Genomic DNA, 20,542 nt, shown 5'->3' with positions numbered 1-20,542 from the left:
GGTGTGCTCCATTGCGTAGGGCGTGCGGTTCAGGCGGCCGGGACGTACGAGGGGACGCGCCGGGCGAGGACCCAGTACGTGAGGGCCGAGACGACCGAGCCGAGCAGGGTCAGGTCGGCGCCGCCGAGCGGGGCCACGAGCGGCCCGGTCCACAGCTCGGAGTCGCAGGTCAGGGCCGCGAAGGCCATGCCGGTGAGCAGGGCGGCCATGCCGGCCGGGTGGTAGCCGGCCCGGTACCAGTAGGCGCCCGCGCTCCCGGCGTGCAGCGCGTCGGCGTCGTAGCGGCAGCGGCGCAGCAGCATGTCGGCGAGGAAGACCCCGCCCCAGGGGGCGAAGACGATGATCAGCAGGGAGAGGAAGGAGAGCAGTGAGGTGGTGAAGTCGGTCAGGAACAGCGCGGCAACCGAGCCGGCGGCGGTGACGGCGGCGCTGATCGCGAGGGCGCGGGCGCGGCTCCACGGGATGCCGAGGACCTGGAGGTTCAGGCCGGACGAGTAGAGGGTGATGATCGAGTTGGTGACGGAGCCGCCGAGTACGAGGGCCAGGAACAGCGGCTGGAACCAGCCCGGGAGCAGGCCCTGCGCGCCCGCGACCGCGTCGGTCATGTCGGTCTGGGTGGCGGCGGCCACGCCCGCGACGCCGAGGGCGACGGAGGAGGCGAAGCCGCCGAGGGCGCCGGTCCAGGTGATGGACCTCAGCGAGGTGGTGCGGGGCAGGTAGCGGGTGTAGTCGGCGGGCATCGGCAGGTACGAGAACGGCCCGGCGAGCATGACCACGAAGGCCAGGCTCCATCCGGAGAGGCCGGGAGCGGCGGCCGGGGCGGAGGTGTCGGCGCCGGGCAGGACGAGGACGAGCAGCGCGCCGAAGCCGGCGGCGAGGACGTACGCGGCCCAGCGCTCGGCGAACTGCACGGTGGCGTGGCCCCACAGGGTGACCGCGAAGGTCAGCGCGAGGGTGATCGCGAGGGCGAGGGCGCGGGCCGGCTTGCCGTCCGCCAGGCCGGTCTCGGCGAGGAACAGCTCCAGGGCCAGGGTGCCCACGACCGTGTTGACGATGGTGTAGCCGATGCTCACCACCCAGTTGAGCACCCCGGCCGGGAAGTTGCCCCGGACGCCGAAGGCGGCGCGGGAGATGACCAGGGTGGCGGTGCCGGTGCGGATGCCGCCGAGCCCGGCGGCGCTGACGGCGAAGAACGCCAGTCCGCTGATCACGACCACGGCGGTGGCCTGCCAGAAGGAGAGCCCGAAGGCCACGGCCAGGGCGCCGTTGATCACGTAGGTGAAGGTGAGGTTGGAGCCGAACCAGAGCCAGAACAGGTCCTTGGCGCTGCCGTGCCGTTCCTCGTCCGGGATCGGGTCGATGCCGTGCGTCTCGACTCTGAAGACCTCGTCGCTCATGTGCGTACACCTCTGACTGATCTTGAACGGCGTTCTAAGTTCTTGAATGGCATTCAAGATGAGGGGTGCACCGCCCGACCGTCAAGACCCCGCGCGGGATAAGGTCTGGCCAGGACGTGCGGAGGGCGGGACGGTGGCGGGAGCGGTGGCGGGAGCAGCACGGCGGCGCGACGGGCGGATCGCCCAGGAGCGGATGCTCGAAGAGGCCATGGCGGCGATCGCCGAGGACGGGCTGGCCGCGCTCACCATGTCCGCGCTGGCCGAGCGGCTCGGCACCAGCGGCGGCCACATCCTGTACTACTTCGGCAGCAAGGACCGGCTCCTGCTGGAGGCCCTGCGCTGGAGCGAGGACCTCCTCACCGGGGAGCGCCGGGCCCTGCTGGGCCGCCGGGTGACGGCCGCCCGCAAGCTCGACCTGTTCCTGGAGCTCTACCTCCCCGAGGGGCCGCGCGACCCGCGCTGGACGCTGTGGATCGAGCTGTGGGCCCGTACGGCCTCCAACGAGCCGCTCAAGGCGGCCCAGGAGGAGATCGACGAGGGCTGGCAGCGCGACCTGGAGGCACTGCTGACCAAGGGCGTGGACCAGGGCCGGTTCGCCCCCCTGGACGTGCCGGCGCGCGCCTCGGAGCTCCTCGCCCTGCTGGACGGGCTGAGCACCCGGGTGGTGCTGGGCCAGCGCGGCTCGGACCGCGCCCGGGCCCTGGAACAGGCCCGCTCGGCGACCGCCCTGCTCGTCCCCCGCACCTAGGCCGTCTCTTTCGGATCTTGTCGGGCCCGTCTCGTTGGCCTGCGTGGCGGGAACTCCTTCATTTCGACCGGCCCGAACCGGCGAGCCGCCCTTTTCCCCGACGACTCAGCCCGAAGCTCCAATTCGACGCCCAAAAGCGGAAGCGACCGTGCCGAAAAGCCCATTCCGTGCAGACAGAAGGGCCCTTCACCCGCGTCCACGCCCCCTCGAAAGCCTGGTTGACCTGGGCACATGCGGGAAGACCAAAGACCTCGGCGCGCCTGTGAAACCATTCACAGGAATTTCGCGCGAAGTGCGCCCTACCGCGCTCCTCCCCCAGCGCGCACAATCACCGTGACGACTCAAGTCGACCGTGAGGGAGGGAACGCGTGCGCAAGCAGGTGCGCGCCGCGGACGGACGCGCTCTGACGGTGGAGCGCTGGGGTGATCCGGACGGCAAACCCGTTTTTCTGCTCCACGGCATGCCCGGCAGCCGCCTGGGCCCGGCCCCCCGCGGCATGGTCCTCTACCAGCGCCGGATGCAGCTCATCGCCTACGACAGACCCGGCTACGGAACCTCCGACCGCCACCCGGGCCGCACCGTCGCCGACGTGGCCCAGGACGTGGCCGCCGTCGCCGACGACCTCGGACTGGAGACCTTCGCCGTGGCCGGCCGCTCCGGCGGCGCCGCGGGCGCCCTGGCCTGCGCCGCCCTGCTCCCGGACCGGGTCACCCGGACCGCGGCGATGGTGGGCCTGGCCCCCCGCGACGCGGAGGACCTGGACTGGTTCGCCGGCATGGCCGCCTCGAACGTGAAGGAGTACACCACCGCCACCGACGACCCGGAGGAGCTCGCGGCCCGGCTGATCCCGCGCGCCGCCGGCATCCGCAAGGACCCGGGCCGACTGCTGGACGAGCTGCGCCGGGAGCTCACCGCCAACGACCGCATGATCGTCTCGGACACCGGCCTGCGGTCGATGCTGCTGCGCAACTACAGCGAGGGGCTGCGCCATTCGGCGTACGGCTGGATCGACGACGTCCTGGCCTTCAGCCGCCCCTGGGGCTTCGACCCGGCCGACATCCGCTGCCCGGTGCTGATCTGGCACGGGGAGCTCGACGTGTTCTCCCCCGTGGGCCACTCCCGATGGCTGGCCCGCCGCATCCCGGGGGCCACCACCACCTTCGAGCCGGCCGCAGCGCACTTCGCGGCCTTCCGCGCGCTGCCCGACGTACTGAACTGGCTGCTCCGCGACCTGCCCGCCGACGACCTCACCCCCCGCGGCCTGGCTCCCGACCTCAGCGAACAGCAGCCCGCCTAGGCCCCCTCCCGACCTGTGTCCCGTCCCTGCCCGAGCAGGCCGTGGGGAGCGCTCATGGCGATCACCACGGCCGAGGAGAACGCGACGTCAGGCACCGATGGGGGGCAGCGCCTTCGCCTGGCCGAGCTCGTGCCAGTCGATGGCCTCGCGCACGGCTCCGATGAAGCCGTTCCAGAAGTGGGCCTCGTTCCCGACTCCCTTGCCGGCGGTGTCCCTGCGGCTGTCCCCGCCGCTGAAGTTTTCGAACATCGCCTTGCGCAGTTCGGTGGATATCTCCAGCTGGGCACCGGCTCCGGTGCGCGAGCGGTTGACGATGTTCGCCGGGTCGTCGCCGTTCATTGCGGAGTCGTCGCCCGCGAGGGTCACCTTCACGGAGAGCTCGGGGTTGTCGGTCCGGGTCTTGAGACCGTACTTGTCGAAGGCCCACGCCAGGCTCGTCATCAGCCGCTTGTCCCGGCCGCCGATGAGGATCTCCTTGGCCAAGGGGTTCTCCTTCGGCCTGAAGCCGTGCAGGGAGACGGCGTACAGGTTGTTGGCGCAGACGGCCAGGGCTGCCGGGTCGTCACAGTGGGCCGACGTGACGTGGAGCTCGTCGTGGGAGGTCAGCGCCTCGAACATCCAGTAGTCCCGCTGCACCAGGCCGGGCACGGCGGCCGGCATCGTGTCCGGCTTGGCGGGGTCGGTGTTCGGATCCTGGTCGTGCCTGTAGCCGGCGATGGCCAGACACAGCTCGCTCGTGCCCGGCTCTATGGCGCCGCCGTGCGGGGCGATGACGGCCGTACTGCGGACGGCACTGCTCACGGGCCTCAGGTTGTCGCCGAACTCGGACCGGGCGCCGCACCGGAAGCGACGCATCCAGTCGGTGCCCTCCTTGTACTCGCTGCTGCTGTAGAGCGTGGTGTTCGAGTCGAAGTGCTCCGTCGTGGGGGAGCTGACGCTCCCCTCCGCGGCGGCCGTACTGCCGTTTCCGGCCAGGTCGTTGAGCAGGGGCAGGCTGGCGGCCGCAACCGCCACGGAGGTCAGCACGCTACGTCGGCTGGTGAAATTCATGCGGTGATCATCTCCGATGCCGCCGGCCCGGCGATGACCGGATCCCGCTCCCGGCGGTAACCGGATCCCGCCCGGCCGACCGGATCCCGCCCGCCCGACCGGGCCGCGCCGGCCGTCCGGAGGCCGACCACGACGCACCGAGGACGGACCGATCACCCGCCCCGCTCCGCGACCCCACCAGGAGAAATGGATCTTGCCATCCGGCGAACGGCCGAATAAGCCACCTCGGAAATCCGTTGCGGTTGCTCTAGAACGGTTGACCAGGCGTCATGTCTCGGTTGCCAATGGGGTGTGGCCGAGTAAAGTCCACGCATGACGGCAGCGCGTCGCTGTTTGTCATACGCATGCCCATTCCACATGGCTTCCCCAAGGACGGTGTCGTGAACACTTCCGCAACCCCCGCGACCAGCACGGTCAAGGCCCGCCGGGTCCCGCTCACCAAGATCGACGTCCACACCGCCTCCGCGGTGTCGACGCTCGGCCGCGTGCTGCCGACCGAATCCGGTCGTTCGGTTCAGGCGCCGATCTTCAACTCCGCGCTCTGACACCGAAGTAAGCGCTCTAGACTGGTGGAATGACCGGCCTGATCGCATTTCGCGAGATCGTCCTGAAAGTTCACAGCAGATGCGATCTTGCTTGTGATCATTGCTATGTCTACGAACACGCAGATCAGAGCTGGCGAGCCCGGCCGAAAGTGATCTCCCCCGAGGTTATTTCGCATACCGCGTCGCGGCTCGCCGAACATGCCCGTGACCATGCACTCCCCTCCGTCACGGTGATTCTCCACGGAGGGGAACCCCTGTTGGCGGGCACCGCCCGGCTCCGGCTCGTCTGCCAGGAGTTCAGCCGGGCGCTGGCCGGAACCTCGGCCCTCGACCTGCGGATCCACACCAACGGGCTCCAGCTCAGCACCCGTTACCTCGACCTCTTCGACGAGTTCGGCGTCCGGGTCGGCATCTCCCTCGACGGCGACCGCGCCGCCAACGACCGCCACCGCCGCTTCGCGGACGGCCGTACCAGCCACCCGCTGGTCCTGGCAGCCGTCGCCCTGCTCCGCTCGGAGCCCTACCGCCACCTCTACCAGGGCCTGCTCTGCACCGTGGACGTGGCCAACGACCCCGTGGCCGTCCTGGACGCGCTCGTCGAGCTCGGTCCCCCGCGCGTGGACTTCCTCCTCCCGCACGCCACCTGGGAGACCCCGCCGGCCCGCCCCGACGGCGCCCCCGACGCGTACGCGCGCTGGCTCCTGCGGATCTTCGACCACTGGGAGCGCCTCGGCCGCCCGGTACCCGTACGGCTCTTCGAGTCCCTGCTCTCCACCCTGCGCGGCGGGCCCAGCCTCACCGAGTCGCTCGGCCTCGCGCCCACGGACCTCGTCGTCGTCGAAACCGACGGGACCCTGGAACAGGTGGACTCCCTCAAGAGCGCCTTCGAGGGCGCCGCGGCCACCGGCTTCAACGTCTTCGACCATTCGTTTGACCAGGTCGCGGCCCATCCCGGGGTCCGCGCCCGGCAGCTGGGCCTCGCGGGCGTCAGCGATGCGTGCCGCCGCTGCCCCGTCGTACGTTCGTGCGGGGGCGGGCTCTACACCCACCGCTACCGGGACGGCGGCGAAGCCGGCGGAGGCTTCGACAACCCCTCTGTCTACTGCACCGACCTGCGCGAGCTCGTGGACGGGGTCGAGGGCCGCACGGCGCCGCGGGAAACCGCGCCGCAGCTCTCCGATCCGGCCGAACTGGCCCGCTCCCAGGAGGAGCTGACCCGGGTCCTGCTGGCCCGGCTGCACGCGGACCTCGCCGCCGATCCCGGCTGGGCCCGCGCCTGGGAGCTGCTCGCCGCCGTGGAGCAGGCCGGGGACGCGGGCGCGGACGCGCTGGACGCCGTACTGGAGCACCCCTTCACCCGGACCTGGGTGCTGGCGGCCCTGGACGCCGCCCGGGAGGGCCGGCAGGACGCCCCCGAGGCTGCGCGCAGGCTGACCGCGCTGGCCGTCGCCGCCGTGCTGCGGGGCGGGCTGGACCTGCCGGCCGAGGTGGCCTACCGGGACGGCGAGGTGTACCTGCCGACGCTGGGGCTGCTGCGGCTCGGGGAGCCCGGTACGGAGGGCCGGGCCGCGCTGCGCGTCACCGACGAGGGGTACGCCGTACGGGACGGTCGCGCCGAGCACCGCTTCGGGCCCGCGGCGGGGGACGCGCGCTGGCTGCCCGTACGCACCTGGTCGCCCGGGCCGGACGCGGCCCCGGTGGCGCTGGAGGACCTCGACCCGTACCGCAACTGCTTCGCCCGCCCGCCCAGGCTCCGCCTCGGCGCCGGCGAGGCCGAGGAGTGGCGGGGCAGGCTGGACCGGGCGTGGGCGCTGCTGCACGAGGCCGTGCCCGGGTTCGCCCGGGCGGCGGCGGCCGGGCTGACCACGCTGACCCCGCTCGCGGGCGGCCCGCGGGCCGGCGGCTGGGGCGAGGCGGGCCGGCACGGGCCGGGGGCGCTCGGGGTGCCCTACGCGGCAGGGGTGCGGGAGACCGCGCTCGCGCTGCTGACCGGGCGGCGGCGGACCCGGCTGCGGGCCCTGACCGAGGTGACCGACCTGTACGCGCTGGACGGGCAGTGGCAGCACCCCTCGCCGTGGCGGGAGCGCCCGGTCCCGGTGTCCCGGCTGCTGGCCGACGTACACGAGCGGGTGGCGGTGGAGGCGTACCGGCGGGCCACCGAGGCCCCCGAGCCGGGCGGGGCGGACCGTATCCACCAGGCCCTGGACCGGCTGTCGGAGGCGGCCGAACTGACCATCACCGGCAAGCGGCTCGTCGCGGAGCTCCGCTGGGAGCTGAAGGCGGTCGACGCGTGAGCGCGGCCGCCCCGGGCCCCGGCGCCCCGGCCCCCGTCGGGCCGGGCCGGGTCCGCCAGGGCGGCACCAGCACCCTCCAGCTGGCCGTGCAGCTGCGGCTGCTGGGGGTCCGCCCCGGAATGCGGCTGATGGTGCACGCCTCGCTCGGCGGGACGGGGTTGCGCGCCGAGCAGCTGCGCGACGCCCTGACGGGCGTCCTCGGCCCGCGCGGCACCCTGGTGGTCCCCGCGTTCACTCCCGAGAACTCCAAGACCTCCCACGCCCATCTGGAGCGGATCGCGGGCCTGGACGCGTCCGGGGTACGGGCCTTCCGCGACCGGATGCCCGCCTTCGATCCGGCGAGCACCCCGAGCCAGGGCATGGGTTCCTTCGCCGAAGCCGTGCGCACCGCGCCGGGGGCCGTGCGCAGCGCCCATCCGCAGACCTCTTTCGCCGCCCTCGGCGAGGACGCGGAGCGGCTCTGCTCCGGTCACCGCGTCGAAAGCCACATGGGGGAGGAGTCACCCCTGGGGAAGTTGTGCTGGGAGGGCGGTCGGGTGCTCATGATCAATGTGGGGTTTTCGGTCTGCACCGCATTCCATCTCGCGGAGTATCGAATTCCGAAGCCCCCCTTGCGCATGTACGAGTGTGTGGTGAAGGTGAACCTTCCGGGGCGGGAGCAGGGGCCCCGGTGGGGGGAGGAGTGGACCGCATACGAGGACGTCGCGCTGGACGACAGCGATTTCGCGGAGATCGGCCGCGCGTTCCCGGATTCCCGGGTGCGCAGGGGGCGGGTGGGAGGGGCGCCGACCATGCTGTTCTCGATCCCGGATGCCGTCGATCACGCCCTTGAGTGGATGACCGAAAACAGACGCTGATTGACTGAACGATGAGGGGATGTGGCGAAGCAGCTCCGGAATGATGTTTCTTCGCTCGCATCTTCGGGACGGGGGTCGTGTGCCCGCAAAAGGGGAGCCGTACTTTTTTCTCAGTTATGCGCATACACCGAGATTCGGGGCCGGGGGACCCGACCCGGACATGTGGGTGGAGCGCCTCTTCCGCGATCTCTGCGGCCATGTCATGGCACTGACGGACCTGCCCGCCACCTACGAAGTCGGGTTCATGGACCGGGAGATACGCAGCGGTGAGGGCTGGTCGGAACGGCTCGCCCAGGCACTGGCCAAGTGCCGGGTCTTCGTTCCCCTGTTCTCGCCGCGGTACTTCGCCAGCGAAATGTGCGGAAGGGAGTGGTACGCCTTCGCGCAGCGCACCGTCCACCACGTGGCGGTCAACGCCGGCGGCTCACCGGCCGAGGCCATCGTGCCCGCGTTATGGGTACCGGTGCCGCCGACCCAACTGCCCGGCCCGGCCGAGCGTTTGCAGTTCAACCACAACACCTTCGGCGAGCGCTACGTCACCGACGGCCTGTACGGGCTGATCAAACTGCGCGGTTACGCCGAGCAGTACGAGAAGGCCGTGTACGAGCTCGCCCGGCGCATCGTCCAGGTCGGCGAGAGCGTCCACCTCGATCCCGTCCGCCCGGTGGACTACCGCGTGGTTCCGAGCGCCTTCGGCCCCGCCAACAGCCCGTCCGGCAGCCCCGCCCGAACCCTCCACGTCACCGTGGCGGCCGCCTCCCGGCACGATCTGCCGGACGGCCGCAGCCCCGAGTACTACGGGGACAGCGCGCTGGAGTGGAATCCGTACCACCCGGTGTCCCAGCGGCCCATCGCCTACGTGGCCGAGGACCTGGTCAAGAACCTCAACTACCAGACCACCATCGGCTCCTTCGACGACGAGGCCGGGCACTTCGACAGCAAGCAGCCGCCGACCCGGCCCGAGATCCTGATCGTCGACCGCTGGGTGGTGGAGGACGAGCACCGCCGCCAGCGCCTGGCCGCCTTCGACCAGGAATCCCGCCCGTGGATCAACGTGGTCGTGCCGTGGAACCGCTACGACCACCAGAGCCGCGCGAAGGAGGCCGAGTTGGCACAGCGGCTGGAGGAAACCTTGCCCGTGAAGATGAGCCAGGGCCGGGCCGCCTGCCGGGCCGCCGCCAACGGCGTGGCCAACATGGAGACCCTCGGGCAGATCCTGCCCCAGGTGGTCGAGGCCGCCGCCCAGCAGTTCCTCAGACACGCCCAGGTCTACCTGCCGGCCGGCAACACCCGCGCCGAACGCCCGCGACTGCTCGGGCCGATGGGAATGGGCGGGCCTCCCGCACCGCCGCCGGCCCCCTTCCCGCCCGACGCACACGAAGGCCACAACGACAGCAACGACACCGATCGGGGGGACGCGGATGACAGCGAGTCGTGACAGCAGGGACAGCCGTGACGGACGCATCGTCACCTTCTACTCGTACAAGGGCGGTACGGGCCGCACCATGGCGCTGGCCAACACCGCCTGGATCCTGGCGGCCAACGGCAAGCGGGTCCTCGCCGTGGACTGGGACCTGGAGGCCCCGGGCCTGCACCGCTTCTTCCACCCCTTCCTGGACCCGTCCACGCTCGGGGCCACCACCGGGGTCATCGACCTGATCAGCGAGTACGCGTGGGCCGCGACCAGCCCGGTGCAGCGCCCCGACGACTGGCACAAGGACTACGCGCGGATACAGCCGCACGCGGTCTCCCTCACCCCGGAGTCCCTCGGCTGGGAGTTCCCGGACGGCGGCACCCTGGACTTCGTCTCGGCGGGCCGGCAGAACCGCGAATACTCGGCGACCGTCTCCACCTTCGACTGGGACAACTTCTACGACCGGCTCGGCGGCGGCCTCTTCTTCGACGCCTTACGGGCCGACATGAAGCGGAACTACGACTACGTCCTGATCGACAGCCGCACCGGCCTGTCCGACATCGCGGACATCTGCACCGTCCACCTCCCCGACGTCCTCGTGGACTGCTTCACCCTCTCCGACCAGTCCATCGACGGCGCCGCCTCCGTCGCCCGCCAGATCGACGAGCGGTTCAACGACCGCGGCATCAAGATCTACCCGGTCCCGATGCGCATCGACGAGGGCGAGAAGGAGAAGGCCGACGCCGGCCGGGCGCTGGCCCGGATCAAGTTCGACCGGTTCCCGAACGGCCTGGTCGGGGACGAGCTCACCTCGTACTGGGGCGCGGTGGAGATCCCGTACCGCCCCTACTACGCCTACGAGGAGACCCTGGCCACCTTCGGCGACGAGGCCGGCCTCACCAACTCCCTGCTCTCCGCCTTCGAGCGGCTCACCACGGTGGTCACCGAGGGGGAGATCACCTCCATGCCGGTCATCGGCGAGGAGGTCCGCCTGCGCATCAGGGACGCCTTCACCCGGCGCCGCCCGGCGCTGCCGGCCGACCTGTTCCTGTCCTACGTCGCCGAGAACCGGATGTGGGCCGACTGGATCGAGTCGGTGCTCACCCGGGCCGGCTTCCGGGTCGTCCCCAAGGACGTCTCGGCCGAGCGGCCCCCCGCGACGGTCTCCGCCGGGGACACCCTGGGCGGCGCGGGCATCAGCATCGACACCGCCGCCCGGACGGTGGTGCTGCTCTCCACGGCCTACCTCAAGTCCGCCCGGGCCGTGGACGTGTGGGAGCGCGCGGCCGCCGAGGACCCGACCGGGGGCCGGCGCCAGCTGGTGCCGCTGAGGGTGGGCGACGTACGGCTCTCCACCCCCTACATCGACCGCAACCCGGTGGACCTCTTCCGGCTCGACGAGGTGCACGCCACCACCGCCCTGCTGCGCGCGGTGGAGCGGCCCATGGCCCTGCCCGACAGCGTCAACAGCGCCTCCCAGCCCGGCCCCCGCTTCCCGGGGACCGTTCCCAAGATCTGGAACGCGCCGCCCCGCAACCCCGGATTCACCGGGCGCGGCATGGTGCTGGAGCGGATGCGCGACCAGCTCGGCGGCGGCGTGGCCGTGGTGCTGCCGCAGCCGCAGACCCTGTTCGGCCTCGGCGGCGTCGGCAAGACCCAGGTGGCGCTGGAGTACGTACACCGGTTCATGGCCGACTACGACCTGGTGTGGTGGATCTCCTCGGAGCAGACCGACGACGTGGTCGCGGCCCTCGCGGAGCTGGCCGTACGGCTGGGCGTGCAGACCGGCGAGGACATGTCGGCCGCCTCCCAGGAGGCGATCGACCTGCTGCGGCGCGGGGTTCCCTCCTCCCGCTGGCTGCTGGTCTTCGACAACGCGGACGATCCCGAGACGCTCAAGCGGTTCTTCCCGCCGGGCGGCCCGGGCCATGTGCTGGTGACCTCCCGCAACCAGTCCTGGTCGCAGTACGGGGACGCGCTCCCGGTGGACGTGTTCCTGCGCGAGGAGTCCATCGAGCACCTCCAGCGCCGGGCCCCCGGGCTCAGCAGGGACGATGCCGAGCAGGTGGCGGTGGCCGTGGGCGACCTGCCGCTGGCCGTCGAGCAGGCGGGTGCCTGGATCGCGGAGACGGCGACCCCGGTGTCCGCGTACATCGAGCAGCTGGCCCAGCAGGCCGCCCGCGTACTGGGTCTGAACCAGCCGCCCGGCTACCCGGAGCCGGTGGCCGCCACGTGGAACATCTCCATAGAGCGGCTGCAGTCGCGTTCCCCGGCCGCCGTGCGGCTGCTCCAGCTCTGCGCCTTCCTCGCGCCCGAGCCGATCTCCGCGAACCTGCTCTACAGCAAGGAGATGATCGACGCCCTCAAGCCCTACGACTCCTCGCTGCAGGAGAAGCTGGTCCTCGGCCGGGTGATCCGGGAGATCGGCCGGTTCGCGCTGGCCAAGGTCGACCAGGTCAGCAACAGCATCCAGGTGCACCGCCTGGTGCAGGCCGTGATCCGGTCCCAGATGCCGGAGGAGGACCAGCGGGAGGCCCGGCACGCCGTCCACCGGATCCTGGCCGGTGCCCGTCCGGACGACGACGAGCCGATCGACAACCCGGACACCTGGCCCCGCTTCAACACCATCTGGTCGCACCTGACCCCGTCCGAGGCCCGCTACTGCAAGGAGCCGGAGACCCGCAGGCTGTTGATCGACCGCGTCCGCTACCTCTGGAAGCGCGGTGACTTCAAGGCCGCGTACGCGCTGGGCGAGGAGCTGCGGGAGGCCTGGAAGGAGCAGCTGGGCAACGACGACCTCCAGTACCTGTACCTGCGTTTCCACCTGTCGAACATCCTGCGCTCGCAGGGGCGGTTCGTGGAGGCGAAGGAGCTGGACGAGGTCACCCTGGAGCGGCAGCGGGCCGTGCTCGGCCCCTCGCACCCGCACACGTACATGACCATGAGCGGTCTCGCCAACACCCTCGGCGCGCTCGGCCAGTACGCGGAGGCGATGGAGCTGGCCACCGACGCGCACGAGGGCTTCAGCCAGATCTTCCACGAGGCGCACCCGCGCACGCTGGCCGCCGCGAACAACCTGGCGCTGAACCTGCGGCTGGTCGGCCAGTACACCAGAGCCCGTGAGATCGACCAGGAGGTGCACGACCTGCGCACGGAGGTGCTCGGGCCGGAGCACCCGTACACCCTGTCCTCCGCGAACAACCTCGCCCGCGACCTGCGGGAGGTGGGCCGCTACGAGGACTCGGTGCAGCTGCTCAGCCGGACCTACGAGACCTACAAGCGGACGCTGGGGCGGGCGTTCCCTGGCACCCTGGCGGCCGCGAAGAACCTGGCGGTGTCGCTGCGCCGGGCCGGCCAGCTGGAGGACGCGCTCCGGCTGACCACGGCCACCCGGGCCCGCTACCGGGCCAAGTACACCTCGGTCAACCCCGACCTGCTGTCCTGCGAACTGAACCTGGCCTCCGACCTGTTCGCGACCGGGGACCCGGGCGGGGCGCGGGACCTGGCGCAGGAGGTGGTGGACGAGTACATGAAGGTGCCGGGCGAGCGGCACCCGTACACCCTGGCGGCCGTCAACAACCTTGCGGTCTTCCACTGGGGCACGGGCGCGGCGGAGACGGCGGAGACGCTGCTGAGGCAGACGATCCGGCTGATGCGGGACGTCCTGGGCGACAACCATCCGCACACGGTCTTCGCCATCCTCAACCTGGCCAACGCGCGGGCCGATCTGGGCGATCCGGAAGGCGCCCTGGACCTGGAGCGGATGGCGGTGATGCGGCTGCGCGAGGCGCTCGGGGCGCACCATCCCGAGACCCTGGCGAGCAGCTCCAACATGGCGGTCAGCCTGGACTCGATGGGCCGCAAGGAGGAGGCGGCCCGGCTGCGGACGGAGGCCGTGCTCGAGCTGACCAGACTGCTCGGCGAGGAGCACAGCCTGACCCGCTACGCCCGCGACGAGCGCCGGATCCACCGCGATCTGGAGCCGCTCGCCGTGTGAACCGACGGCGGGCGGCGGGGGCCTCGCGACCGCGGGGGCCCCGCCGCCCGCCACCCGACAGCAGGGGGGCGCTGTGCCCGACAGCATGACCTTTCGAAACGAGGACCTGCCGGCCCTCTTCCACCACACCGACCAGGCGGCCATCTCCCGGCAGCGGGAGTCCACCCAGGCGACGCGCGCGCAGCTGATGCTGCTCGTCGCGGCCGCGGGGGCCGCCGCCCTGCCCGCGGGGCCGAAGCTGGGCTCGCTGTACCTGTTCGGGCTGCTGAGCGTGGTCTCGTACATGGGGGTACTGGGCGTGGGCATGCGGGCGACCCGGCGCCGGGCCCGCCCGCAGTGGCAGCTCAACCGCAGCGCGGCGGAGTTCATCAAGTCCCTGGCCTGGCGGTACGCGGTCCACGGGGCGCCGTTCGGCAGCGAGGTCGAGGCTCCCGAGGCCACGTACCGGACCCGGTTGGAGGCGGGCCTGGCCGAGCTGCGGAAGATGGGCTGGGAGGACCCGCGGACCACCGGGACGGTTCCGGAGGGCGGGGAGATCACCGGCGCGATGCAGCGGCTGCGCTCGATGGACTACCAGGCACGGCGCGAGACGTACGTCCGGGACCGGCTGATCGAGCAGCGCAACTGGTACCGGCGCAAGACCGAGGTGTCCCGACGCGCGACCAACGTGTGGTCGTGGACGATCGTGCTGCTGACCTGTCTGGCCCTGCTGTTCGCGCTGCTGGGGTCGTTCGGGTCGGGCCCGGGGCCGAAGCTGACCGCGCTGCTGAGCGCGGCCGCGGCGGCCGGCATCGCCTGGAACGAGGTGCGCCGCCACCATCCGCTGATCGAGGCGCACACCCTGATCGAGCAGGATCTGGCGGCCATGATGGTCGTGATGCAGACGACCATCACCGAGTCCCAGTGGCCTTCGTCGGTGTACGAGACCGAGCGGTACGTCTCTCCGCAGCACACGGACTGGCTGGCCCGGCACAGCAGTTGAGACCGCGGGCGGAGGGGCGGGGCAAGGGGCGTGGCAAGGGGGCGGGGCTCAGTCCCGGGTCACGCCCTCGCGCCAGATGACGGTGACCGGTTTGCCGAGCGAGCGCGCGTAGGCGACGATCTCGCCGGTGCCGCCGTGACCGCGGGCGGGCAGCCCGTCCCAGACGGCGACGAGCCCGTCGCAGGAGTCGGCGATGTAGGTGCCGGCGGCGTAGTAGGCCTCGTCCGTGGAGCGGGCGAAGTCCATCCGGATCTCCTGGGCGGCCAGGCGCTTGAGCCGGTGGTAGCGGGCCAGGGCTCCGGCGTCCTCGAAGGTCTGCTCGTAGTCCCCGCTGGGGATCACCACGGTGAGGTCGGCGCCGCATTCGAGTGCGATGGCGGCGAACAGCTGGTCCGCACCCTCCGCGAGGCTGGAGAAGGCCTCCAACGGCCCTTCGTGGCCGCCCAGTACGGCGCGCAGACCGCTCTCCACATGGCCGAGCACCGAGTCCGGGATGGACCGGTGCCCGGTCACGCCGATACGTTTCATGCAGAAGCCTCCCCCGTCAACACCCTTGAACATCCTCCCAGAAGCGGGGAGTACGTCCAGGGGTGCGACGGGGGCGCATGAGTCACCGTCAGTAGACGCTGACCCCGTAGGCGTTGAGGGCCTCGACCACCGGCTGGAAGAAGGTCGTCCCGCCGGAGGAGCAGTTGCCGCTGCCGCCGGAGGTGAGGCCGACGGCGCGGGTGCCCGAGTAGAGCGGGCCGCCGCTGTCGCCGGGTTCGGCGCACACGTTGGTGCGGATCATGCCGTAGACGATGTCGCCGCCGCCGTAGTTGACGGTGGCGTTGAGGCCGGTCACCGAGCCGCTGTGGGTGCCGGTCGTGGAGCCGCGCCGCTTCACGGCCATGCCGACGGTGGCGTTGACGGCGCTGGTGATGTCCTGGCTGCCGACGGTGCCGGGCGGCACCGGCGAGTTGCTCGCGTACTTGATGAGGCCGTAGTCGTTGGTCGGGAAGCTGGATCCGACGGTGGAGCCGACCACCGTGGTCCGCGCCGAGTTGCTCCACCAGGTGCCCGCGCCGTCGGTGCAGTGGCCCGCGGTCAGGGCGTAGTACGTGCTGCCGCTGCGCACGTTGAAGCCGAGCGAGCAGCGCCAGCCGGAGGCGTAGATCGCGTCGCCGCCGGAGACCAGCTTGGTGAGCTTGCCGGGGGTGCGCTCGATGCGCAGGGCTCCGGCGTCGGCTCCGGCCTCGCGCTTGATTCTCGCGATGTCGGCGGCGGAGACGGTGGAGTCGGCCGTGACCACGAGGGTCCCGGTGGCGGGGTCGGTGTGCCAGGCGGTGCCCGCTACGTCGGCGCGCAGGACGGATGCGTCGGCCGAGGCGAGCCGGGCGGCGCTGAAGTGGTCGTCCTGCGGGGCCGCGCTCGCCGCGGTGGGGACGGCGAGCGCTGCTGCGGCGGCCAGGCCGGTGGCCATCGCGAGCAGCCTGTTACGGGTCGTGCGCTTGATCCTCACTTCTCGTCCTCCTGGAGAGGGTCGGGGGCCCGGCGGATGTGGGGGTGCCCGGGCCCGTGAGGCGCAGCCGGGGGCACGGCGGGCGCATGAATTTTGGCCGTGCCCCTGACAAGCGCTGTCGGGAGTGTCCTGTCGTCAGATACCGGTCGCAAGAGCGGCTTTCAGCCGCCGCTCGCCCGCCGCAACCTCGAAGGGCAGCGTGTTCCCGGGCGGGGGGAAAGGACAGATGAAATGGTCCGCGAAGGCACACGGGGGCAGCAGGGACCGGTTGAAATCCACGGTGATCGCGCCGTGCGCGTCCGGTATGCCTGGCTTCAGGAAACGGAAGCGATAGCTGGTGCGCCCGCCGGTGGCATCGCCGAAGACGGCCCAGAGGCTGCCGTCGTCCTCGTCGACGGCGACCTGGAGGACGTGCTCGACGCCTGCGAAGGAGAAGCTCAGCTCGCCGCCGAGGCCGAGGCCGCGCGCCCGCCCGTCGGCGTTCTCCACCTGGAGGGTCCGGTCCGCGTCGTACGGCCGGAACCGTCCGGGCAGCGCGAAGGCCGGGTCGTACGGGGTGGCCTCGATGCCGGTGTAGGCCCGGCGGGCCTCGGAGCCGGGGTCGAAGACGCGTACCGCCCACTCCCCTTCGCGCCGGATGAGGACGAGACGCGTCTCCTGCGTGGAGAGCCGGGAGTGCGAGGGCGGGGCCTCGTCGGCGGCCAGTACGGCGTCACCGGTGAAGGGCTCGCCGTCGAGGCGGAGGCCGTCCTCGGCGGTGGCGGTCAGCGCCACACCGCCGACGGTCGTGCGCCAGCGCCCCGGAACGGCCGGAATTCGACCTTCCGGGTAATCGGCGAGCCAGAGGGTACCGGTCAGCGCGAGGGGACCGTAGGGGGCGGACACGGCCTGGACCCTGCGCTCGTGCCATGTCCGCCAGGCCGTGTGCGGATCGTCTGCGTCGTCACTCATCCCGCTCACCCCTTCCACGCGGGTCCGGACGGGAATCCCCCCGTACGCCGTCCGGACCTGTGGAATCCGAAAGAACCTCAGCAGTCGCACCCACAGTCACAGCCGTCGCAGCAGCCGCCTTCGCCACAGCAGTTGCAGCAGCTGCAGTCACAGTTGCCGCAGTCGTTGTCGCACCAAGGCTGCTTCTTCTCCCGGGACCACGGGCCGTCGTGCTCCGTGCAGCACAGCTGGCAGGTGCAGAACAGCCCGATGGCCACGGCGCAGCCGGCGAGCAGCCCGCGCCGCGGCTTCTGAGGGGGCAGGCCACCGCCGCCGCCGGAGCCGCCCCAGCCGGGACCGCCCGGGCCGCCGGGACCGCCCGGACCCATGGGCGGGGCCGTGCCGGGACCGCCGGGGGCGTATGGATTCCCGTTGCCGTAAGGGCTGCCGCCCCCGTACGGGGCGCCCGCGCCCGGGCCGTAGCCCTGCGGCGGCGGGCCGAAGCCCTGCCCGGCGGAATTCATCGCCGTGTGACCGCAGCTGCGGGTCCCGAAGGCCCGGTCCACCGAGGCGGCCAGCTCGTGCACCAGCAGCCGGTGGGCCAGCCCCGCGTCCGCGAACTCGACCTCGCGCAGGGCCAGCCTGATGCCGTGCAGGGCGTCGTCGCACAGCCTGCGGGCCTCGGTGAGCGAGGTCCCGGTGGCGGTGAGCGGGTTCCAGGCGCCGGCCGCCGCGTCCGTGCCCTGGTCCTCCACCGCGTCCAGCAGGTGCGCGAGCCGGCCGAAGTACCGGCCCGCCTCCGCCAGCGCGGGGGCGTTGCCTGGCCGTCCGGCCAGCTGCGCGGTATGCGCGAAGGCGGCGGCCGTCGCGGTCTCCGTCGGCTCGGTCACCACGAGCACGGACGTGCCGAGGCCGGCCAGCGTCTCGATCCCGCCCTGCCGGTCCACGGCGTCGACGAGCACCGCCGTGTCGAAGCCGAGCGAGGCCCCGGTGCGGGCACCGGCCCGGTCCCAGCCGCGGGCCACCTTGCGCGCGGCCATGGCGATGGGGGCCCGGGCCAACAGCCCGTCCCGGTCCGCCACGTGGTCGCGCACCTTCGCGGAGGCGAGCACGAGCGAGACGGCGGCGGCGAGCCGCGCGCCCTCGCCGTTGGCGACGGAGGCCGTGCGCATGCCGCGCAGAGGACAGGGGCCCGCAGTGCGCCGTGCGCCGGAGGCGGGACCCGACTGAGCCTCCGTCAGAACGGAAACGAGCAGCCCGTCATAGTTCGTGACGATCCGGGCGAACTGTCCGTGGTCACCCCGAAGTGCCAGACACAGTCCGCACAGATGGGCCATCCACTCCGCTTTGAACCGCTCCCCCAGCCGGTGCGTGCAAGGTCTGACGATGCCGAACAAGGTGCTTCCCCCGTGTGTCGTACGCGTGCTTGGCGGGCATCGTATCGACCCGCCCTCTTCACCCGTACGTCCGCATCGCTCACCCGCACGGCGGCAGCAGTCGTATTTTCACTCAGTCAGCAGTGGTAGCCACCAGGATCCTTGACCGTGCAACGGATGTTCTGCACCAGTACCGTCACGAAACCCCTGCGCGGCGACTATCCACTTGGCGCGTTGTCAGCATCATGGACGAGCATAGGGGCAGCGGAGAGAAGACAGACTGACCGCGGTGAAAGGAGGCAGTCCATGGGTTCGGTGCGCAAGGCGAGTGCCTGGCTGGGTCTCGTGGAGGACAGCGACGACGAGCGCTACTACGACGACGACTACGCGGAGGCGGCCCAGGGTTCGGTGGCCGGCCCCGGGGAGCAGTGGGTCACCGACCCGCGGGTCAAGGTGGCCTCCGAGTCGGCCGTGGAGCACGGCCGTCGGATCGCGACGGTCACCCCGGACGGCTTCCGTGACGCCCGTGGCATCGGCGAGCTGTTCCGCGACGGGGTCCCGGTGATCGTGAACCTGTCGTCGATGGACCCGGGCGACGCGAAGCGCGTCGTCGACTTCGCGGCCGGACTGACCTTCGGGCTGCGCGGTTCGATCGAGCGGGTGGCGACCAGGGTCTTCCTGCTGACCCCGGCCGACACCCAGATCGTGAGCGGCGAGGCCGGCGGCCGCTCGCGCGACTTCTTCAACCAGAGCTAGGCAGGGCTCTCACCGGAAGGCATCCAGGCCGGTGAGCGCCTTGCCCAGCACCAGCTGGTGCATCTCGACGGTGCCCTCGTAGGTGAGGACCGATTCGAGGTTGGTGGCGTGCCGCATGACGGGGTATTCGAGGGAGATCCCGTTGGCACCGAGGATGGTCCGCGCGGTGCGGCAGATCTCGATGGCCTCGCGGACGTTGTTGAGCTTGCCGAAACTGATCTGCTCCGGCCGCAGGGTGCCCGCATCCATCCGCCGGCCCAGGTGGTGGGCGAGCAGGATCCCCTTGTGCAGTTCCAGCGCCATGTCGGCGAGCTTCGCCTGGGTGAGCTGGAAACCGCCGATCGGCTTGCCGAACTGCTCCCGCGTCTTCGCGTAGTCGAGCGCCGACTCGAAGCTGGCGCGCGCCGCGCCCATGGACCCCCAGATGATCCCGTACCGCGCGTGGCTGAGGCAGCCGAGCGGTCCCTTGAGCCCGGTCACTCCCGGCAGCACCGCATCCGCGGGCAGCCGCACGTCATCCATGACCAGCTCGCTGGTCACCGATGCCCGCAGGGACCACTTGTGCTTGATCTCCGGCGCGGAGAACCCCGCGGAATCCGTCGGGACGGCGAACCCGCGGATCCCCTCGTCGGTCTGCGCCCACACCACGGCGACCGCGGCCACGGACCCGTTGGTGATCCACATCTTGCGTCCGTTGAGCACCCAGTCGCCGCCGTCGCGCTTCGCGTACGTGCGCATGGCGGCGGGGTCCGATCCCACATCGGGCTCGGTCAGCCCGAAGCAGCCGATCAGCTCGCCCGCGGCCATGCCGGGCAGCCAGCGCTGCTTCTGCTCCTCGGAGCCGTACTTCCAGATCGCGTACATGGCCAGCGACCCCTGCACGGAGACCAGCGAGCGGATCCCGGAGTCGGCGGCCTCCAGCTCCAGGCAGGCGAGCCCGTACTGCACGGCGCTGGCCCCGGCGCACCCGTAACCCTGGAGGGACATCCCGAGCGCCCCGATGGCCCCGAGCTCCCGGGCCAGCTCCCGGATCCCGGGCAGCTCACCGCTCTCGTACCACTGGGCGATGTTCGGCAGCACGCGATCGGCGGCCCAGCTGCGCACGGTGTCCCGGACGGCGAGGTCCTCGGGCCCGAGGAGCTCGTCGAGCCCGAGCGGATCGGTGGGAACGAAGGACACGGGGGCCTCCCGGCGGCCTGAGCAGGAACCTAGCAGCGCAAGTTTTGCGCTCGGCCGACGCTATTAGCCTCCGCCGGGCAAATCCAGCCCCCCTCTTTCCTTACAGCCTCGCCGAGCCAGTCCAGCCTCGCCCCACCCCCCGCCTGGCCAACCTCAGCCCCGCCTGGCCACCCGGCCTCGCCTGACCAATCCCAGCCTCGCCTGGCCAATCCCAGCCT

General features: G+C 71.6%; 16 protein-coding genes. 9 read left to right on the top strand and 7 right to left on the bottom strand.

Annotated features, from left to right (window positions below; genetic code table 11):
• Window positions 1-29: 29 nt before the first annotated feature.
• Window positions 30-1,397, bottom strand: a complete 1,368-nt coding sequence (locus ACZ45T_RS06585) for a purine-cytosine permease family protein (protein WP_468438153.1) — start codon at window positions 1,395-1,397, stop codon at window positions 30-32.
• A gap of 145 nt (window positions 1,398-1,542) precedes the next feature.
• Between ACZ45T_RS06585 and ACZ45T_RS06580 the strand changes: the two genes are divergently transcribed.
• Window positions 1,543-2,145: a TetR/AcrR family transcriptional regulator gene (locus ACZ45T_RS06580; protein WP_468438151.1), complete on the top strand. Its 603-nt coding sequence runs from the start codon at window positions 1,543-1,545 to the stop codon at window positions 2,143-2,145.
• Window positions 2,146-2,513: 368 nt separating this feature from the next.
• Entirely contained in the window at window positions 2,514-3,443 is a 930-nt protein-coding gene (locus tag ACZ45T_RS06575; protein WP_468438149.1) for an alpha/beta fold hydrolase, read from the top strand.
• A gap of 87 nt (window positions 3,444-3,530) precedes the next feature.
• Here ACZ45T_RS06575 and ACZ45T_RS06570 read toward each other — a convergent pair whose 3' ends face one another.
• A complete protein-coding gene (locus ACZ45T_RS06570) occupies window positions 3,531-4,493 on the bottom strand; it encodes a poly-gamma-glutamate hydrolase family protein (RefSeq protein WP_468438147.1) in 963 nt (320 codons plus the stop codon).
• Between the two features lie 380 nt (window positions 4,494-4,873).
• Here ACZ45T_RS06570 and ACZ45T_RS06565 point away from each other — a divergent pair, with 380 nt between their 5' ends.
• The 6 genes from ACZ45T_RS06565 (at window position 4,874) to ACZ45T_RS06540 (ending at window position 14,582) form a co-directional block, all read left to right on the top strand.
• Window positions 4,874-5,038 (top strand): FxSxx-COOH cyclophane-containing RiPP peptide, encoded by a 165-nt coding sequence (locus ACZ45T_RS06565; protein ID WP_468438145.1) that lies wholly within the window; start codon window positions 4,874-4,876, stop codon window positions 5,036-5,038.
• Between the two features lie 29 nt (window positions 5,039-5,067).
• The gene (gene fxsBH, locus ACZ45T_RS06560) at window positions 5,068-7,332 is read left to right on the top strand and encodes a radical SAM/SPASM protein FxsBH, inactivated beta-hydroxylase extension form (protein WP_468438143.1); all 2,265 of its coding nucleotides are present in this window, start codon (window positions 5,068-5,070) and stop codon (window positions 7,330-7,332) included.
• Window positions 7,333-7,451: 119 nt separating this feature from the next.
• Window positions 7,452-8,189 (top strand): AAC(3) family N-acetyltransferase, encoded by a 738-nt coding sequence (locus ACZ45T_RS06555; RefSeq protein WP_468438710.1) that lies wholly within the window; start codon window positions 7,452-7,454, stop codon window positions 8,187-8,189.
• A gap of 19 nt (window positions 8,190-8,208) precedes the next feature.
• Window positions 8,209-9,627 (top strand): TIR-like protein FxsC, encoded by a 1,419-nt coding sequence (locus ACZ45T_RS06550; protein WP_468438141.1) that lies wholly within the window; start codon window positions 8,209-8,211, stop codon window positions 9,625-9,627.
• Window positions 9,611-13,600, top strand: a complete 3,990-nt coding sequence (fxsT, locus tag ACZ45T_RS06545) for an FxSxx-COOH system tetratricopeptide repeat protein (RefSeq protein WP_468438139.1) — start codon at window positions 9,611-9,613, stop codon at window positions 13,598-13,600. The genes ACZ45T_RS06550 and fxsT overlap by 17 nt, the downstream gene beginning before the upstream one ends.
• Before the next feature lie 85 nt (window positions 13,601-13,685).
• On the top strand, window positions 13,686-14,582 hold the full coding sequence (locus ACZ45T_RS06540; protein ID WP_468438137.1) for a DUF4231 domain-containing protein: 897 nt from the start codon (window positions 13,686-13,688) through the stop codon (window positions 14,580-14,582).
• 48 nt (window positions 14,583-14,630) lie between these two features.
• Here ACZ45T_RS06540 and ACZ45T_RS06535 read toward each other — a convergent pair whose 3' ends face one another.
• From ACZ45T_RS06535 to ACZ45T_RS06520, 4 genes are all read right to left on the bottom strand, one after another.
• A complete protein-coding gene (locus ACZ45T_RS06535; protein WP_468438135.1) occupies window positions 14,631-15,110 on the bottom strand; it encodes a hypothetical protein in 480 nt (159 codons plus the stop codon).
• 88 nt (window positions 15,111-15,198) lie between these two features.
• Complete coding sequence (locus ACZ45T_RS06530; protein ID WP_468438133.1) at window positions 15,199-16,083, bottom strand: S1 family peptidase; 885 nt, start codon at window positions 16,081-16,083, stop codon at window positions 15,199-15,201.
• A 135-nt stretch (window positions 16,084-16,218) separates the two neighbouring features.
• Complete coding sequence (locus tag ACZ45T_RS06525) at window positions 16,219-17,034, bottom strand: DUF1684 domain-containing protein (RefSeq protein ID WP_468438131.1); 816 nt, start codon at window positions 17,032-17,034, stop codon at window positions 16,219-16,221.
• A gap of 77 nt (window positions 17,035-17,111) precedes the next feature.
• Entirely contained in the window at window positions 17,112-18,410 is a 1,299-nt protein-coding gene (locus ACZ45T_RS06520; RefSeq protein WP_468438129.1) for a DUF5685 family protein, read from the bottom strand.
• A 285-nt stretch (window positions 18,411-18,695) separates the two neighbouring features.
• On the opposite strand from ACZ45T_RS06520, the gene ACZ45T_RS06515 reads away from it, so the two are divergent.
• Entirely contained in the window at window positions 18,696-19,145 is a 450-nt protein-coding gene (locus ACZ45T_RS06515; RefSeq protein WP_468438127.1) for a cell division protein SepF, read from the top strand.
• 9 nt (window positions 19,146-19,154) lie between these two features.
• Here ACZ45T_RS06515 and ACZ45T_RS06510 read toward each other — a convergent pair whose 3' ends face one another.
• Window positions 19,155-20,324, bottom strand: a complete 1,170-nt coding sequence (locus ACZ45T_RS06510) for an acyl-CoA dehydrogenase family protein (protein ID WP_468438125.1) — start codon at window positions 20,322-20,324, stop codon at window positions 19,155-19,157.
• Window positions 20,325-20,542 lie beyond the last annotated feature (218 nt).

The sequence above is a fragment of the Streptomyces sp. NPDC030995 genome, assembly GCF_055571215.1.
The sequence above is the reverse complement of the archived record's forward strand: the minus strand, read 5'-3'. Positions and strand labels throughout refer to the sequence as shown.

Excerpts from the sequence above, each read along its gene's own strand:
- ACZ45T_RS06585 (WP_468438153.1), bottom strand. The coding sequence starts at position 1,397 with ATGAGCGACGAGGTCTTCAGAGTCGAGACGCACGGCATCGACCCGATC.
- ACZ45T_RS06570 (WP_468438147.1), bottom strand. The coding sequence starts at position 4,493 with ATGAATTTCACCAGCCGACGTAGCGTGCTGACCTCCGTGGCGGTTGCG.
- fxsBH (WP_468438143.1), top strand. The coding sequence starts at position 5,068 with ATGACCGGCCTGATCGCATTTCGCGAGATCGTCCTGAAAGTTCACAGC.
- ACZ45T_RS06555 (WP_468438710.1), top strand. The coding sequence starts at position 7,452 with ATGCGGCTGATGGTGCACGCCTCGCTCGGCGGGACGGGGTTGCGCGCC.
- ACZ45T_RS06550 (WP_468438141.1), top strand. The coding sequence starts at position 8,209 with ATGTGGCGAAGCAGCTCCGGAATGATGTTTCTTCGCTCGCATCTTCGG.
- fxsT (WP_468438139.1), top strand. The coding sequence starts at position 9,611 with ATGACAGCGAGTCGTGACAGCAGGGACAGCCGTGACGGACGCATCGTC.
- ACZ45T_RS06540 (WP_468438137.1), top strand. The coding sequence starts at position 13,686 with ATGACCTTTCGAAACGAGGACCTGCCGGCCCTCTTCCACCACACCGAC.
- ACZ45T_RS06535 (WP_468438135.1), bottom strand. The coding sequence starts at position 15,110 with ATGAAACGTATCGGCGTGACCGGGCACCGGTCCATCCCGGACTCGGTG.
- ACZ45T_RS06525 (WP_468438131.1), bottom strand. The coding sequence starts at position 17,034 with ATGAGTGACGACGCAGACGATCCGCACACGGCCTGGCGGACATGGCAC.
- ACZ45T_RS06515 (WP_468438127.1), top strand. The coding sequence starts at position 18,696 with ATGGGTTCGGTGCGCAAGGCGAGTGCCTGGCTGGGTCTCGTGGAGGAC.